This is a genomic window from Bacteroides clarus (assembly GCF_015555825.1).
Lineage (GTDB): Bacteria > Bacteroidota > Bacteroidia > Bacteroidales > Bacteroidaceae > Bacteroides > Bacteroides clarus.
Map to the genome: position 1 here is coordinate 397,226 of NZ_JADNLF010000001.1, position 14,304 is coordinate 411,529.

Below are 14,304 nucleotides of genomic sequence, written 5' to 3' on the forward strand. Positions count from 1 at the left end.
TATGGAAGAAAGAGTATTATACGGATATATGGATGGCGACTATCTACAATGTATAGAAATAGCCCCTATTCCTCAAAAAATCAGAAATGAGAAAACGGGGGAAATAACAACACGCATGGTATCGGTTATTGAACAGGTGGCTGAACTGCCAACCATATATAAGCCAGTGGATGCAATAGATGAAAGTAAACAAAACACAGATAAGGAGGGCTATGTTGTGCGCATTGTGCCATACGATGCCGGGGACAGGATTTCATTCAGATACATAGAAGTCCCCGACTTTCAAAAGGTGGCACATGAGATTGAACGCTCAAAGGAGGTGTTGGCAAGTAGCGATTATAAGATAATCAAATGCTACGAAGCCGCCCTAATGGGGTCTGCAATGCCGTATGAAATAAAGGAATTGCATAATGAAAGGCAGTTGCTAAGAGATAAAATCAATGAACTTGAAGCACGTTATACCTCATTATCTGATGATATACTTTAATTATAATCATAAATGTGTTTATTGAACACATTTATGATTATATTTGCAGTTAAATAAACTTGATTTACTCAGTGAATTATGGAAACAACGATGTACAGCCTACGGATTCTTTCCAAAGGTAAGGTTACAGACCTTTCCAATGGTTTTGCTTTGGGTGGTGTTCCGTTTACCGTCTTTGTACGACCTAAAGAGGTTACGATGGAAACAAGTACGCTGCTTAAATGCAAGCTCATTTGTGATAAGGAATTTGGTATGTTCCCCGTACCTATCGGGGATTGGACGCCCGGAGCGATAACCGTAATATCCCCAAACGGTATCGACCTTTCGGTATATGATGTGTATTGGGGTGCTGGTGAAACTATTAAATAACTTATAGCTATGGGATTATTATTGGGAAGCGGAAACACGAAACCGCAATATCCTTACGACCAATGGTATGGGGTGCAAGGTGATTTCAACTCACAGGACTACAAACTAAAGCGTGTGGGTAATTTGGATTTGCACCGTACATTACCCATTCAAGCGAAGCTGAAACGCTTTGTGGAAAACCCTGACGGCTCGGTTAAGTATTACCTTAACCAAAATGACAGCCGTAAAAAGGATTCGGGTGCAACGGCTGTGATTGACAGCACGGACGGTAATGTAATGCTTGAAAAGCCGGAATATTACTTCAAGTTGGAGATAGAGGGGACGAAATGGATTCGTGCCTATTCCGAATATCCGTTGCCCGGCTTTATCAAGATGGAACGAAAGACGGTAAGCCCGTGGTATGCAACGGTGGATATTACCAACTCTGTAGCCGTTTCGGGATGTTGGCTCACTTGGAATGGCGATGAAATTGCAAGGGATTCAGACGGATTTGTTATACTCAAAGCGAATGCCGCACAATTCAGAGGTGGTTCGGGTGCTGGTGATGCCGCTAAGGATGGTACTTACAACTCCATGTTGGGTATGCCTCGTACTTCCATTTCAAAGGCTGGTGTTCGTCCTCTTTGCAAGAACGGAACACACCACGGGGCGTACAGGGTGTACAATGAAATTGCTTGGTTGCAACGTGTGGAATATGCCTCATTGCACTGCCAAGATGCTTACACCGAAACGCTGACTGCTGACGGATTCCATCAAGGAGGCTTAGGGAGTGGTCCGGTTGTTAATGGTACGGAGTGGAATACATGGGGAGGTTACAAACCCTTTGTGCCTTGCGGTGTTACTGCAACGCTGGGAAACAACACGGGTAAGGTGTCCTACACCATCAAGGGATGGACTGGTGGCGATAAGGTGGTACAAGTAACCTCTTACCGTGGCTTGGAAACTCCTTATGAATACTTGTGGATGCTTGCTGATGATGTACTAATTTGGCATAAAGCGGATGTATCTATTGCCTATGTATGCGAAGACCCGACAAAATTCACCTCTCATTCAGATAGTGCTACTACCGTACCTATCGGATATGAAGCCATTACGGAGCTTCCACGAACTGAGGGCTATGTGCTTTCTATGGCTCATTCCACTAAAGGCTATTCCTTTGCCGAAAAAGTAGGAGGTTCAAGTAATAAAGGCTATTGCGATTACTATTGGACTCCCACAGGTGGTAGTACGTGGTCTGCTGTAGGCTGGTATGGTGCCCTTTTGTCTGCTGATGCGCTTGGTGGTGCGGCTGCGGGTTTCGGTTGTCTGCATGCGTATAATCGTTCCTCGTATGCGCGTGCGCACATTGGGTTCCGCTTGTGCCGTTTTTGACGGACTGCAAAACTCGGTGAACGGAGCAACGAAAATGGCGTTGGATTGAAAAAAATAAAAACATAACAGGGTTGTGGCGGCTGGTGCCCTTTTGTCTGCTAATGCGAATAATGGTGCGAATGCGGGTTTCGGTTATCTGAATGCGAATAATCGTTCCTCGAATGCGAATGCGAACATTGGGTTCCGCTTTTACCGTGGTTTCAACTTATAACTGTTGCTGCCACGCCCTTACCTCACAGGGACTATCGGCACGTCTGATAGTTGGTAAAATAATATGGATTAGGACGGTGCAAGTAAGTAATTGAAAGCTCTGTTTTAGAACAACGGCACAAATGGGTGTAGTAAAGACTGAATACGGGTTATGTTATACGGCTGATACCTGCTTTAATCAATACTCGGATTTTGAGGATTGCGGTTTATATGTCGGTGATACAGGAAAGATATTCATTTCCCAAGCTAAGAAAATTAAGAATGTTTATCACTTGATATATGAATGCTCCAACCTCATACGGGCGCAATATAAGGCACAGCAAGGCAAAGGAGAGCGTACCGAAATATCCAAGTTCAATGAGAACATTTTGGAGAATTTGGATAGCTTGTACTGGGACTTGCGCAATGAAACTTATACCCCCGGTGAATATCGGATTAAGGTTATATATGAGCCGAAAGAAAGGGTGATTATGATTGCCCCGTTCTTCCCGGACAGGATAGTACACCATTGCATTATCAATGTGTTGGGGCGTTACTGGACTAACTTCTTCATTGCGAATACATACGCTTGTATCAAAGGGCGTGGTATTCATAAATGTATGGAGGATGTGCATACGGCTTTAATCATAGACAGAAAAGGTACAAGGTTCTGTTTGAAGATTGACATCAAGAAGTTCTATGATAACATAGACCACGCAGCATTGAAAAGGATAATCCGCTACACTATAGCGGATGAACAACTGTTAAGGCTGTTGGATAAGATAATAGATAGTAACGGTAAAGACAAGGGGCTGCCAATAGGCAATTTCACAAGTCAATATTTGGCTAATCTCTATTTAGCATATTTCGACCATTGGGTTAAAGAAGAACTGGCTAAGATAGTGATGAAGCGTTTTGGGGTGAAAATCTACTACTATCGCTATATGGATGATATGGTGATACTATGCGCTGACAAAGAGGCACTGCATTTCGTACTCGACATGATGGGGCTTTACTTGGGTGGCGAATTGAAAGTAGAGATTAAAAGCAACTGGCAGATATTCCCGGTTGATGCTCGTAGCATTGATTATGTGGGATTCAAACAAAACCATTACGGCATATTGCTAAGAAGCGGTATTCTGAAAAGGTTTTATAAGAAATTCCACCGCACCATCAATAAATACGAAATCAAAGATGAAACGGATATTAAACACTTCTTCCCATCTGAATATGGCTGGATAATCAGATGCTCGGAGGAACACAGTAAATTCATTTTTAATAATTGTTTGAACGATGGAAGCAAATGTTTTGACTACAGGGCTGCTGGCTAAGACTAAGCCGGAGGTGATAGATTCTCTTAATAACGGGCAGGGAACGTTCCTTTATAACCATAACATCAAAGAGGTTAAGGTTATTGCAGACAAAGAGGGTGGCATTGAGATTACGACTGATGCGGAACGTGCCACAGGCACGATGTTCCAATATGACAGCGTGAGGGTGGAATATCCAAAAACGGCTGATAATATTTTCAGCACGTTGCTTACTGCAAGATACCCGGCTAAGACAGAAAGTAAGCTGGTAAACGAATATCAGTCTGCCATGCTGGGCTTGCTTGCCGAAAGTGCGAAATCCCCCTATGAGAACTTTTTGAAAGACCGTTTGGCTATCCGTGAAATGGTGGATGCCGATTGTGAAACCTATAATATACCGATGGACTTATGAACGAGGTAATGGACTTTGAGGAAACCGAATCCTTGAATGAAGATATTTTCGATTGTGAATACACCTCAGTAGATGCCGTGATTAATGAGGTCACGGTGTTTACGGGATGTAAGGAAAGACAGACAGAGAACGGAACGAGAACACTAATCGCCTATGGCGAGGGTATCGGTGCATCCGCTTTCTATACTGATAGTAAGAAGTTGAAAGATGTTGTTTTAGACCCGAAGCGCAAATATCCATTTCGTGCCGTAATCAAAGTGGTACGCTATGGAACGATGTACGGGTTTAAGTTCTTTCCACCGAATACTCCAATCACGCAGGAGGATAGGGATAACTTTGAGTATTACAAGCGAAACAAGTATAAGAAAAACCGATGATGGAAGAAAGTTTGAAAGTAGCACAAGGCATAAGCGATTTTGGCTTTATGGTGATAGTGTGCGCTGTGTTTCTCTGTTTGGCGGCTGCACTTATGGTAGCTTGTTTCAAGTGGTTCAAGTCTATCATTAACGACATGATTAAAAGCAATCAGTCTATGGTAGCCGAACTTCTGACGGAAACCAAAACCCAAAATGATATGCTCACTGACATTGCAGAGGGGTTAAGACCCGAAACGCAGTTGCGGATAAAAAACATATCAAGCATTTACTTTGACCTTGCCGTTGAGAGGGTTTGCCGTATAATAAAGAAAGTGCGTGAAGAAAACCACATCGCAGACCGTGAAGCCACGAAAGCGAAAGTACACACCTTGATTATGAATATGCACGAGGACAGAAACAGCCGATTTGATGCATATTCGTATCGAGGGAAACGATTGTCAAGCTACACTTCGCCCGAATGGATTGAATGGGTAGAGCAATGTGTGTTGTCAGAGGTTTATGCGGAAACGGTGAACAATGGCAGAGCTTATACCAATGTACAAATGGTATATGACAGAATTAAAATAGATTTTTACCATAAATTGAATCAAGAATGAAGATACTTATAGACAATGGGCATGGAGAAAATACACCGGGTAAACGCAGCCCGGATGGAACTTTCAGGGAGTATGCCTATACAAGAGAAATTGCGGATGAAGTCGTGCGTGAACTGGCTAAACGTGGCTATGTAGCGGAACGCATTGTTAAGGAGAACTTGGACGTGCCTTTGGCTGAACGTGCAAGGCGTGTGAACGAGATTTGCGCCCGATATGGAGCTAATAACGTGTTGCTTGTTTCCATCCACTGCAATGCTGCCGGGAATGGCGAATGGATGAATGCCCGTGGATGGTCTGCCTATACCACTAAGGGCAAAACGAAAGCTGACGAACTGGCAAACCGAATGTATGATGCTGCCGCTTGCTTTATTACCGGGCAAAAGATTAGGCGTGACTATTCGGATGGCGACCCGGATTGGGAGGAAAATTTTTACATCCTTTCCAAGACGAAATGCCCGGCTGTATTGACGGAAAATTTCTTCATGGATAACAAGGAAGATATTGCTTACCTTACATCTATGGAGGGGAAACAAAACATTGTGAACACCCACGTAGAGGGTATAATCCAATACATCAAGGAATATGAGAAATAAAGCGTTTTTGATATTAATCGCCCTCTGTGGGCTTTTGATGGCGGCTACCTTTGGGCTATGGGCTTATTGTTCCAAGTTGAAATCAGAAAAGGAAAGATTGGATGGCAACCAAACCGCCTTGTTGGAGAAAATAAAATTTTACCAAACAGAATCCGGAAAATCCGCTGCTTCTGTACAGGCATTGACTTTATCCAAGTCTGAGGTGGAAAAGCATTGTGCCGACTTGACGAATACCGTTAAGGAACTTGACTTGAAAGTAAAGAGGTTACAAGCGGCTTCCACGAATGCAACAAAAACGGAGGTGGAGGTACAAACCATAGTTAAGGATAGCATTATATACCGTGATACATCCTATCTTAAAGTCCAAGCAATACGATGGAAAGACCCGTGGATAAATGTTGATGGCTTAATCATGCCCGATAAGAAACTGGATTTACGCATACAATCTGTAGATACCCTATTTCAAGTAGTGCATAGAGTGCCTAAGCAATGGTTGTTTTTCCGATGGGGAACAAAGGCTATTAGGCAAGAAGTTGTAAGTAGCAATCCCCATACCAAAATAGTGTATTCGGAATATATAGAATTGAAGAAACGGAAAAAGAAATGATTAGGTGTTAGTAATAGAGTAGAACTTTTGTTCTGAGCCGGGTTCGCTGTGAAGTGCGCCCGGTTTTTCTTTGTCCTTTGAAATAAAAGTCATATCTTTGCAGTACCGATTCTGAAAATCGGTGTTGCATTGTACCCCTGTATTCTTCTTTTGGAGAGGCAGGGGTATTCAACAAAAATGCAAAAGTTCTACTATAGTTCTACGAAAAATTGAAATAGTCTCGCAAGTGACTGATACTCAAAGTTGGATTAGAAGTTTCCTAAACTTTAGATAGGGGTTCGATTCCCCTCGGAGCTACGAAGAAGGGAATATCAGTTTTAACTGGTATTCCTTTTTTTATTCTTTATAAATATCTGATTTTTAGATATATATACTAGTAGGACTTCTTCGTTAGCTTTGAGTGTTATTTCTTTGTGAATAATCCATTATCAACTATTCGTCTGTGATAACGCACCAAAGAACCAAAATAAAGAACCGTAAAAAAGAACCGAAATGAATAACGGACAGGTATTCTTTAGCGAAGTTAGAGCCTATTTCAATTTGAGAAAGCCAAAAGGGAACAAGCCAACTAATATTTATTTAGTTATACGCATTGGCAACGTGCAGAAAAAATATGCAACAGGGGTAAAGGTATATCCTACCCAATGGAATACGATTAAACAAGAAGCTATCTTAAATCATCGACTAACAGCACTGGACTTATATAATAATGTAATAGTGAATAATAGACTAGATGAGTTAAGACTTCGTTTCCTGGATTTTAAATACTATATTTGTAATAATCCTAAATTGCTCGATAAAGCACATATAATAATGAAAGAATACTTATATAGGGATGAGATTATGAAGAAAAAAGAAAATGCACTTATTTGGTATAGAAAAGCTATGGATGCTCCTAGTTGCAATATAGCCAATGCTACAAAGCAAAACTACATTGCAAAGTTGAAAATATTGGAAGGTTATGTTAAAACATTGAATGTAGATTATCTAACTTTTGATATGATTACTGCAAGGTTTCTGAAAGAATTTCAAGATTGGCTGTTTATACCTTATGATGATAAAGGCAATATAAGGTCAACAAGAACTATTCATAATACAATCGTGGCAATTAAAACAATTCTTTGTTGGGCTGATGAAAAAATTGGTAAAGAAGTGTGTCGTGAGATAAAGGAATTTAAGCCAACCAAAGTTAGGCAAGAAAAAACAAAGGTTGTTCTTACTGATGAGGAAATAACACAGTTATATAAAGCGAAGTTAACGGGTAGGCAAAAGGAGATAAGGGATGTATTTATATTGCAATGCGAAATGGGGCAACGCTTTTCTGATATGTGCAATTTGAATAATGGAAAACTAAGTGAGGACGGTAACACATATACTATTGTTCAGCAAAAGACAATGCAGCAAGTAACCATACCTTTATCTGATGTTGCTAAACAAATATTGTCTAGCTATAATTATAGTATACCTGTTTATTTGCTTGATATAACAGATAAAGAGTTGAAGAAGATAGCAAAAGAAGCTGGTTTAAATAGGGAGGTTTTGATTACAAAAGAAGAAAAGGGACGACCTGTAACTAATCGTGAACCTTTGTGGAAACATGTTTCATCGCATTTAGCTAGACGTAGCTTTGTTACTAATTGGCTAAAGGCAGGTTTGGATTCTCATATTATCAAAGGTGTAACAGGGCATAGAACGGAAGAGGCTTTTAAACGATATGATAAGGTTTCAAGTGAAGATGCAGCTCAAGTAATGTTGAAAGCACAAAAAAAGAATGTTGAAAGTTCTTTGCTGTTGAAGGAACATGAATTGACGATTCAAGAAGCTGATGTATTTGCTACTACCATTTCTACACTACAGAAAACATATAAGCAAGATGTAGAGAAAGTGAAAGAACAGAGATTAGACGATACTCTAAATATAGTGGCAAGTTTAATGGAAGATGATGTAGATACTCATTCGATAGCTAAAGCTATAGAGAAGGCTGATTTTAGGGTTTCTATTGATAATGGTAGTATGGGTAGCATTATCATGAGGAAAGATACTAAGAAAAGGCAAGTGAAATTTGAAAAGACTGATGAAGTAGAGTAATATTACTATTCTTCTATAATTCTATAGCATTGGCAAATGCTTTTATGAGTTAATCTGCACTTCCAGTCGATTTTTCCAGTTTGTGGTACTATCTTTTGGTGGGTTGTCGGAAGTTCTGTATCTTTGTATCAGCTACTTACGAATAGACCGACAGATATACCCACTTCAAAGATTCCTCTTTTTTTACACCTTTTTATCCATAAATTCATCATGCGGCTACTCACTTACGAAGAAATCAGAGAAAAAGCGTTATCACAGGGCGTTTCAGACAATAAGGTCAGCATTGGCATGTGGGCAAGTCTGAACGGGTACATTAAAACCAGAAAACAGATAAGGAAGAAAGTGCACACAGTTTATTATCATCCAAACTGTATGGACTGTTGAACAGGTATACAGCTTCCATAAAAAATGAAGACTATCCGTTTATAAAGTCGAATTTCACCAGTGTTTCATCCAGGTGGTGTATGGGTGTTTCATCCAGGTGGGCTACTTATAAATACCTATGGAAAATAAATACACTACCTGCTTCATTTTTGCTATCGCAAAAATTCAGTGGCTATATTTTACAGCAGATTTATCATTCCGTTATTAAAACTACACTCTTATGATTGTTCATCTTTCCACAGGATTGCAGTTCAACACACAAAAAGAAGCCAAAATATTCTTTGGCAATCACAGATACAGGAGATTAGTAAGAAAAGGAGATATTCATTTCACCAATTATCAAAGTCCTGTTGCTAATGACAGAAGCAAAACTATCCTATCGCAGAATAACTGAAAGAATTGCGGGAAAATTGGATTTACTTGAAGCCTACTTGTTTTATTGTTTAGCCTTATGCTCTGATTGCTATACTGCTATATCCCATATAAGACAGGAGAAACTGGCAGCTTTCTACGGTATAACCAAAGAGGAACAGATAGGCAAGTGGCTGCACAAATTTGAAGATATGGGATTGATAAAGATACATAGTAACCTTGTTAAGGGAAAATACGGTACTTTTTCCAGATATGAATACGAGTTAGATACGGAACATTATGTACTAATAGGAAATACACTATATGACGAGCCTATTTCCAGAGAATTGAAAGGTTTTCTCGTTTTGTTGAAATGCAAATGTCTGAATGGTACGAATACATGCAAGTATTCCCAGAATATGTTAGCGAAAGAATTAGGTTTAAGTACATCCACTATATCAAGATACATAAGACAAGCGACAGAACTCAGATATGTAAAGAAAGATAAGAAAGGTATTCATTTACTTGACAAAGATATATTCTTGATAACGAGTGAGACGCAAATAGCTGTTCTGAAAAACGTATATCCGGAAATTTTAACGGATGAGGATATAGCCAGAGGATTTTGCTGTTAATATCCTTATTCTTATTATATACTACTGCAAGATAGCTGGATATACTATTTTCCCTTTATGAGAATGTACGGTTAAAAGCTCCTTCTTTCAGGAGCTTTTCTTTTATTGTATTTGTACTTATAGTAGAAGGGTAATTCCAATTTGGCTATTTTCTCATATAATTTCATGAGTTTACTCCTATCTATCTTTATAGTACGGGTATTGTAGATGATATGCTCCACCGTATTGTCTGTAATGGTTATATTGGCATCGGGTGTGGAAATGTTTGTTTCGTCCATAGTTGGTTATGATTTAGTGATTAAAAGATAAGATTATCTGATTTTTATTTGGATACAGTTTTTGGAGAGATAATAAAAAGCCGCACAGGAGTAGACGCCTAATCATACTCAAATGCGGCTTTTTTCGTGTAAAGTCCATAATGCCTATCAATACATTGCATATAGCACCATTGATTTTTACACAGTTGGCAGATTTTTTATCAGCAGTGAAACGGACAGGTCAGACTACAAATAAAACTATCAATAATAAATAGGAAGATTATACTATGAATAGAAAAATATCGTCCGTTTCATGGGGATACACAAAGGTACACATCTTTAACAAGGTAAAAAAACAAACGTCGGCTATCCTTTGAAATCCGCATATACACAAAAACGGGATTTACACAATATATCCGTTTCTTCCACAGTCTTGAAAATACAGGGAAATACGTATACTAAAGTACAGGTACTTATATAAATCACCCCCCGCCCTCTTTTCTTGAAGCTGGAATATATATCAGACTGACTATCCACAGGTTTACCGATTGGTAACTACGAATGCGAAAGTAGAGTACATCTCTAACGCCCCCCGAGAGTATTTGAAGATAAACGAAATGTTTACCACTTCATTCTATCAATTTATAAACCATTTAAAAGTAATTCATTATGAACAATTTAGTAATTGGCAGTCTGCCACAGGAAAGAAGAACGTTAAATTTGGGTGAATATGCGGAAGAAGCCGTTTTAATAACGGAAGAACAACCAGCAAAACAGAAAAGACCGTTATTCATTGAAGCCAATACGGTTGACGTTACCATGGAGCATTTAAAGAATGACTGTATCATTCCCGTATTTGCAAAGGACAATGAAGCCACCTTGTCACACCCTGCATTTATAGAGACGGTACAGGATGCCGCAAGCACATTCTTTCAAGGTGAAAGGATTGAGATACCCGATATAAGGGTGTCCCATGTTATCAAAGGGCGTATTCCCGAAGCAATACACAAGCCCGCTAATCAGTTATTAGAAACAGACAAGACCATTTATTACGAAAGATGCGCCTTTGTGATAGAGATACCAACCGTTTATGAGACGGTAAACGGTAACAAACTTACTTTGACTGTTGGCGGTGTCCGTGCCTACAATCACACCAACCTGTACAGCAAAAAAGGTATGGAGCGGTTTAAGGTGTTTGTAGGCTTTACCTGTAAGGTCTGCACTAACCTGTGTGTCTCCACTGATGGCTATTTAAGCAATTTGGAAGTAACCAATACCAAAGACCTGTATAGGGGTGTATTGGAAATGCTTCATGGCTACAATCCCGCAAAGCACATACATCTGATGCAGGGTTTGGGCGATACCTTTATGAATGAACACCAGTTCGCCACATTATTGGGTAAGATGCGTTTGTACCAGTGCCTGCCGCAAGGCTATCAAAAGCGGTTGCCACGTATGCTACTTACGGATACGCAGATTAATGCAGTGGCTAAGGCATATATCAGCGATAATGATTTTGGCGGTTTTGGCGGTGAACTCTCCATGTGGAAATTCTATAATCTGTTGACGGGAAGTAACAAAAGCAGTTATATAGACAGCTTTTTGGATAGGGCTTATAACGCTACGGAACTTGCAACGGGAATAAATGCCGCCTTGCATGGTGACGAACGTTACAGGTGGTTTATTGATTGAGTGAACGGGAGAATATTCTTTAAAGGGTATTCTCCTTTTTGTATGACTGTTTAATATTGAAAATTATGTCTTATAAACAATTATTTGTATGGCTGTTCTGTTTGATTGTCTCGATTTTTACGGGCTGTGTGCCTCTTATTCTTCTTATAGCTTCTATTCCAAAAATGATATTGACGGAAAGAGAGCCAAAGGTAAAAATGAAAGATTACAGCAGACCTGTAAAGGGAAGACACCCTGATGCCCTTGAAAAGAGCCACCGCAGGGAATGGATAGACAGTAAGTATTCCAAAATGTAATCAAAAGGGAGTTGTGTTCAAATAAATCTGAAAAGGTGGTTTGAACACGACCCTTTCCGTTATCAATTAATTCAAAGAATAATATGAAGACAAAAGCAGTAATTTATGCACGTGTTTCGTCTGTGAATGACAGGCAGGACACTACAAGGCAGATAGAGGATTTAAAGAAGTATGCCGTTTTGCAGGATATAGAAATAGTACGGATATTTCAAGAACACATAAGCGGAGCAAAGAAGATTGAGGAAAGGCAGGTTCTTGCGGAATGTTTGGAATACTGTACGGAAAAGGGTGTTGACTATCTGTTATTATCAGAACTTTCAAGATTGGGAAGAAGTACGTTACAGGTGCTTCGCTCTTTGGATATACTGCATGATGCAAAGGTATCCGTTTATATACAGAATTTAGGGTTATACACATTGCAGCCAAACGGAGAGGCAAATCCGATTGCTTCGATTATGGTTACTGTACTTGCTGAAATGGCTAACATAGAACGGGCAAACATACAATACCGTTTGAACAGTGGCAGGGCAAACTACATTGCCAAAGGTGGGAAATTAGGTCGTAAGGCTGGAAGTATCAAGACAGAGGAAAGGAAAAAGGAAGAATACAGGGAAACGATAGCTTTACTAAAGAAAGGCTATTCAGTGAGGAATATCGCCAAATTACAGGGTATAGGCGTTTCAACGGTTCAAAGGGTTAAAAATCAGTTTATAAGAATGTAAATATCAATAGTAATCCGCTTTTAATAAACAATAGTTCTTGTTAATCAGACGTAAAATAGTAACTTTGCAGCAATTTCAGATACTTAATGAGTTAAGGCTGAAAGGACATAGTTAACAAAGAGCGTTTGACATATTATCCTATCGTGAAATCTCGACAATTTCAAAGGCATAAGGATAATAAGCAAGGACGCTCACGTCAATGTTATATACCTATCCCGCAAGGATAGTCTATATATCGTTTGGCGTGGGCTATTGTTTATTACTTATGCTGGGCAGTCGAGAGCCTCACGATAGTAATATTCGATAGTTCCCACGCTTCTTTTTTGTATAACAGCCAGTAGGGAACACTGACTACAATACATATCGCCAAGAAACAGACAGTATTATCCTCTAATGTAGCCATTTATTAAAACGGTGTGCAGCTATTGCTGTGTTCCTCGCACTGTATAGCTATTTACTAACTGCTTTCTATAGGAACGTGAAAGAAAAAGTTACCGAATACAAAAAGGCATAACATTATGACCTTGAATGAATTTAAACTAACCATTGCTGAATTAAAGCATGAGTGGAATAATGAAGCACACTCATATATAGATGAGAACTATTTCATTTATATCAAAGGAAATTTGAGGAGTTCCTATGTAGAAAGGACTTTAGGTACAAAGCCATTGATAGGTATACGATATATTATTTCCGTAGGGGCATATCGTTATATGTTCAAGGCAAGTGAAAACACCTCTCTTAATACTATTGGCTTCTTCAACAATGAGTATGAACCTTGTGAAATCATATTCGGTGGCTGGGAACTTTACAAACTAACGTTCTCGCATCGCTATTATGATGGAACAAACCACTACTTTCCCGAACTACATATTAGGGAGATTGGGAAACCTACAAATAAGCAAGTATTTAGTACAGGGCACTTGATTGAAGAGTTTGACGAAATACTTGCCGAAGTTTGGAATTTTATAGAATAAAAAATGAATTAACTACTTAAAAGAAAGACAATGAAAACTTTAAGATTAATCGGAATGGCAATGATTGCCATAATTATGAGTGTTAACTTTGTAGCTTGTGATGATGATGATGAAGATAGCAATACAATAGATACAAGTTCTTTAGAGGGAACTTGGGGACTTGTACGTAGTGCAGGTTGGGAATTTTCTACAAGTAATATTGCTGGAGAAAAAGATACTTGGGACAAAACTTACGACCCATATAATCCTAATACTTATAGAGAAAAACTTGTTATAAAAAAACTTACAGATAATACTTATTCAATAGTTTATTATGAATGCGAACATAATTCAAATTGGCAGGAATATCGTGGTCAAACTGGTACTTTAAATGAAAATACTATCGTATATAAAGAACAAGACGGTCAATATGATTATGCTATAATAGAAACTTTGACCGCTGACAAATTGGTACTTCATAATAAATACCATATATTGGTTAATCCCGATTTACCAACTAATGCTCAACATTACACGAGTGGAGATTATACAGAGACATATACGAGAATGAAAGAATAATAGTATCTACACAAATAAGACAGCATTTGAAGC

17 protein-coding genes are annotated in these 14,304 nt (G+C 39.1%); 16 read left to right on the top strand and 1 reads right to left on the bottom strand.

Annotated features, from left to right (window positions below; all coding sequences use genetic code 11):
- Position 1: 1 nt before the first annotated feature.
- From I2F54_RS01590 to I2F54_RS01640, 11 genes are all read left to right on the top strand, one after another.
- A complete protein-coding gene (locus I2F54_RS01590; protein ID WP_044300306.1) occupies positions 2-487 on the top strand; it encodes a hypothetical protein in 486 nt (161 codons plus the stop codon).
- Positions 488-565: 78 nt separating this feature from the next.
- Complete coding sequence (locus tag I2F54_RS01595; protein WP_226766605.1) at positions 566-856, top strand: hypothetical protein; 291 nt, start codon at positions 566-568, stop codon at positions 854-856.
- A gap of 9 nt (positions 857-865) precedes the next feature.
- Positions 866-2,227: a hypothetical protein gene (locus tag I2F54_RS01600; protein WP_195500362.1), complete on the top strand. Its 1,362-nt coding sequence runs from the start codon at positions 866-868 to the stop codon at positions 2,225-2,227.
- Between the two features lie 332 nt (positions 2,228-2,559).
- On the top strand, positions 2,560-3,747 hold the full coding sequence (locus I2F54_RS01605) for a reverse transcriptase/maturase family protein (protein WP_008642534.1): 1,188 nt from the start codon (positions 2,560-2,562) through the stop codon (positions 3,745-3,747).
- Positions 3,710-4,138 carry a hypothetical protein gene (locus I2F54_RS01610; protein WP_005650561.1) on the top strand — a complete coding sequence of 143 codons (429 nt, stop codon included), beginning with the start codon at positions 3,710-3,712 and terminating at the stop codon, positions 4,136-4,138. Before I2F54_RS01605 ends, I2F54_RS01610 begins: the two co-directional genes overlap by 38 nt.
- Positions 4,135-4,515, top strand: a complete 381-nt coding sequence (locus I2F54_RS01615) for a hypothetical protein (RefSeq protein ID WP_005650559.1) — start codon at positions 4,135-4,137, stop codon at positions 4,513-4,515. The genes I2F54_RS01610 and I2F54_RS01615 overlap by 4 nt, the downstream gene beginning before the upstream one ends.
- Positions 4,512-5,111, top strand: coding sequence for a hypothetical protein (locus I2F54_RS01620; protein ID WP_226766607.1), 600 nt, complete (start codon positions 4,512-4,514; stop codon positions 5,109-5,111). Before I2F54_RS01615 ends, I2F54_RS01620 begins: the two co-directional genes overlap by 4 nt.
- A complete protein-coding gene (locus I2F54_RS01625; protein WP_005650556.1) occupies positions 5,108-5,704 on the top strand; it encodes an N-acetylmuramoyl-L-alanine amidase in 597 nt (198 codons plus the stop codon). Before I2F54_RS01620 ends, I2F54_RS01625 begins: the two co-directional genes overlap by 4 nt.
- Positions 5,694-6,311, top strand: a complete 618-nt coding sequence (locus I2F54_RS01630; protein ID WP_044300298.1) for a DUF6549 family protein — start codon at positions 5,694-5,696, stop codon at positions 6,309-6,311. The genes I2F54_RS01625 and I2F54_RS01630 overlap by 11 nt, the downstream gene beginning before the upstream one ends.
- Before the next feature lie 492 nt (positions 6,312-6,803).
- Positions 6,804-8,399 (top strand): tyrosine-type recombinase/integrase, encoded by a 1,596-nt coding sequence (locus I2F54_RS01635; protein ID WP_195500363.1) that lies wholly within the window; start codon positions 6,804-6,806, stop codon positions 8,397-8,399.
- A gap of 740 nt (positions 8,400-9,139) precedes the next feature.
- The gene (locus I2F54_RS01640) at positions 9,140-9,769 is read left to right on the top strand and encodes a MarR family transcriptional regulator (protein ID WP_195500364.1); all 630 of its coding nucleotides are present in this window, start codon (positions 9,140-9,142) and stop codon (positions 9,767-9,769) included.
- A 71-nt stretch (positions 9,770-9,840) separates the two neighbouring features.
- On the opposite strand, the gene I2F54_RS01645 is transcribed toward I2F54_RS01640, so the two are convergent.
- Positions 9,841-10,047: a hypothetical protein gene (locus I2F54_RS01645; protein ID WP_118399678.1), complete on the bottom strand. Its 207-nt coding sequence runs from the start codon at positions 10,045-10,047 to the stop codon at positions 9,841-9,843.
- A 648-nt stretch (positions 10,048-10,695) separates the two neighbouring features.
- Between I2F54_RS01645 and I2F54_RS01650 the strand changes: the two genes are divergently transcribed.
- The 5 genes from I2F54_RS01650 to I2F54_RS01665 all read left to right on the top strand — a co-directional run bounded on the left by I2F54_RS01650 (position 10,696) and on the right by I2F54_RS01665 (position 14,271).
- Positions 10,696-11,718 carry a DUF3871 family protein gene (locus tag I2F54_RS01650; RefSeq protein WP_195500365.1) on the top strand — a complete coding sequence of 341 codons (1,023 nt, stop codon included), beginning with the start codon at positions 10,696-10,698 and terminating at the stop codon, positions 11,716-11,718.
- A gap of 65 nt (positions 11,719-11,783) precedes the next feature.
- Positions 11,784-12,014 carry a hypothetical protein gene (locus tag I2F54_RS16150; RefSeq protein ID WP_195658698.1) on the top strand — a complete coding sequence of 77 codons (231 nt, stop codon included), beginning with the start codon at positions 11,784-11,786 and terminating at the stop codon, positions 12,012-12,014.
- A gap of 83 nt (positions 12,015-12,097) precedes the next feature.
- On the top strand, positions 12,098-12,736 hold the full coding sequence (locus I2F54_RS01655) for a recombinase family protein (RefSeq protein WP_195500366.1): 639 nt from the start codon (positions 12,098-12,100) through the stop codon (positions 12,734-12,736).
- A 518-nt stretch (positions 12,737-13,254) separates the two neighbouring features.
- A complete protein-coding gene (locus I2F54_RS01660) occupies positions 13,255-13,713 on the top strand; it encodes a hypothetical protein (RefSeq protein WP_195500367.1) in 459 nt (152 codons plus the stop codon).
- 30 nt (positions 13,714-13,743) lie between these two features.
- Positions 13,744-14,271, top strand: coding sequence for a hypothetical protein (locus tag I2F54_RS01665; RefSeq protein ID WP_195500368.1), 528 nt, complete (start codon positions 13,744-13,746; stop codon positions 14,269-14,271).
- The last annotated feature ends 33 nt before the right edge of the window (positions 14,272-14,304 follow it).

Coding starts and splice junctions, on each gene's coding strand:
- I2F54_RS01590 (WP_044300306.1), top strand. CDS start 2: ATGGAAGAAAGAGTATTATACGGATATATGGATGGCGACTATCTACAA.
- I2F54_RS01595 (WP_226766605.1), top strand. CDS start 566: ATGGAAACAACGATGTACAGCCTACGGATTCTTTCCAAAGGTAAGGTT.
- I2F54_RS01600 (WP_195500362.1), top strand. CDS start 866: ATGGGATTATTATTGGGAAGCGGAAACACGAAACCGCAATATCCTTAC.
- I2F54_RS01605 (WP_008642534.1), top strand. CDS start 2,560: ATGGGTGTAGTAAAGACTGAATACGGGTTATGTTATACGGCTGATACC.
- I2F54_RS01610 (WP_005650561.1), top strand. CDS start 3,710: ATGGAAGCAAATGTTTTGACTACAGGGCTGCTGGCTAAGACTAAGCCG.
- I2F54_RS01615 (WP_005650559.1), top strand. CDS start 4,135: ATGAACGAGGTAATGGACTTTGAGGAAACCGAATCCTTGAATGAAGAT.
- I2F54_RS01620 (WP_226766607.1), top strand. CDS start 4,512: ATGATGGAAGAAAGTTTGAAAGTAGCACAAGGCATAAGCGATTTTGGC.
- I2F54_RS01625 (WP_005650556.1), top strand. CDS start 5,108: ATGAAGATACTTATAGACAATGGGCATGGAGAAAATACACCGGGTAAA.
- I2F54_RS01630 (WP_044300298.1), top strand. CDS start 5,694: ATGAGAAATAAAGCGTTTTTGATATTAATCGCCCTCTGTGGGCTTTTG.
- I2F54_RS01635 (WP_195500363.1), top strand. CDS start 6,804: ATGAATAACGGACAGGTATTCTTTAGCGAAGTTAGAGCCTATTTCAAT.
- I2F54_RS01640 (WP_195500364.1), top strand. CDS start 9,140: ATGACAGAAGCAAAACTATCCTATCGCAGAATAACTGAAAGAATTGCG.
- I2F54_RS01645 (WP_118399678.1), bottom strand. CDS start 10,047: ATGGACGAAACAAACATTTCCACACCCGATGCCAATATAACCATTACA.
- I2F54_RS01650 (WP_195500365.1), top strand. CDS start 10,696: ATGAACAATTTAGTAATTGGCAGTCTGCCACAGGAAAGAAGAACGTTA.
- I2F54_RS16150 (WP_195658698.1), top strand. CDS start 11,784: ATGTCTTATAAACAATTATTTGTATGGCTGTTCTGTTTGATTGTCTCG.
- I2F54_RS01655 (WP_195500366.1), top strand. CDS start 12,098: ATGAAGACAAAAGCAGTAATTTATGCACGTGTTTCGTCTGTGAATGAC.
- I2F54_RS01660 (WP_195500367.1), top strand. CDS start 13,255: ATGACCTTGAATGAATTTAAACTAACCATTGCTGAATTAAAGCATGAG.
- I2F54_RS01665 (WP_195500368.1), top strand. CDS start 13,744: ATGAAAACTTTAAGATTAATCGGAATGGCAATGATTGCCATAATTATG.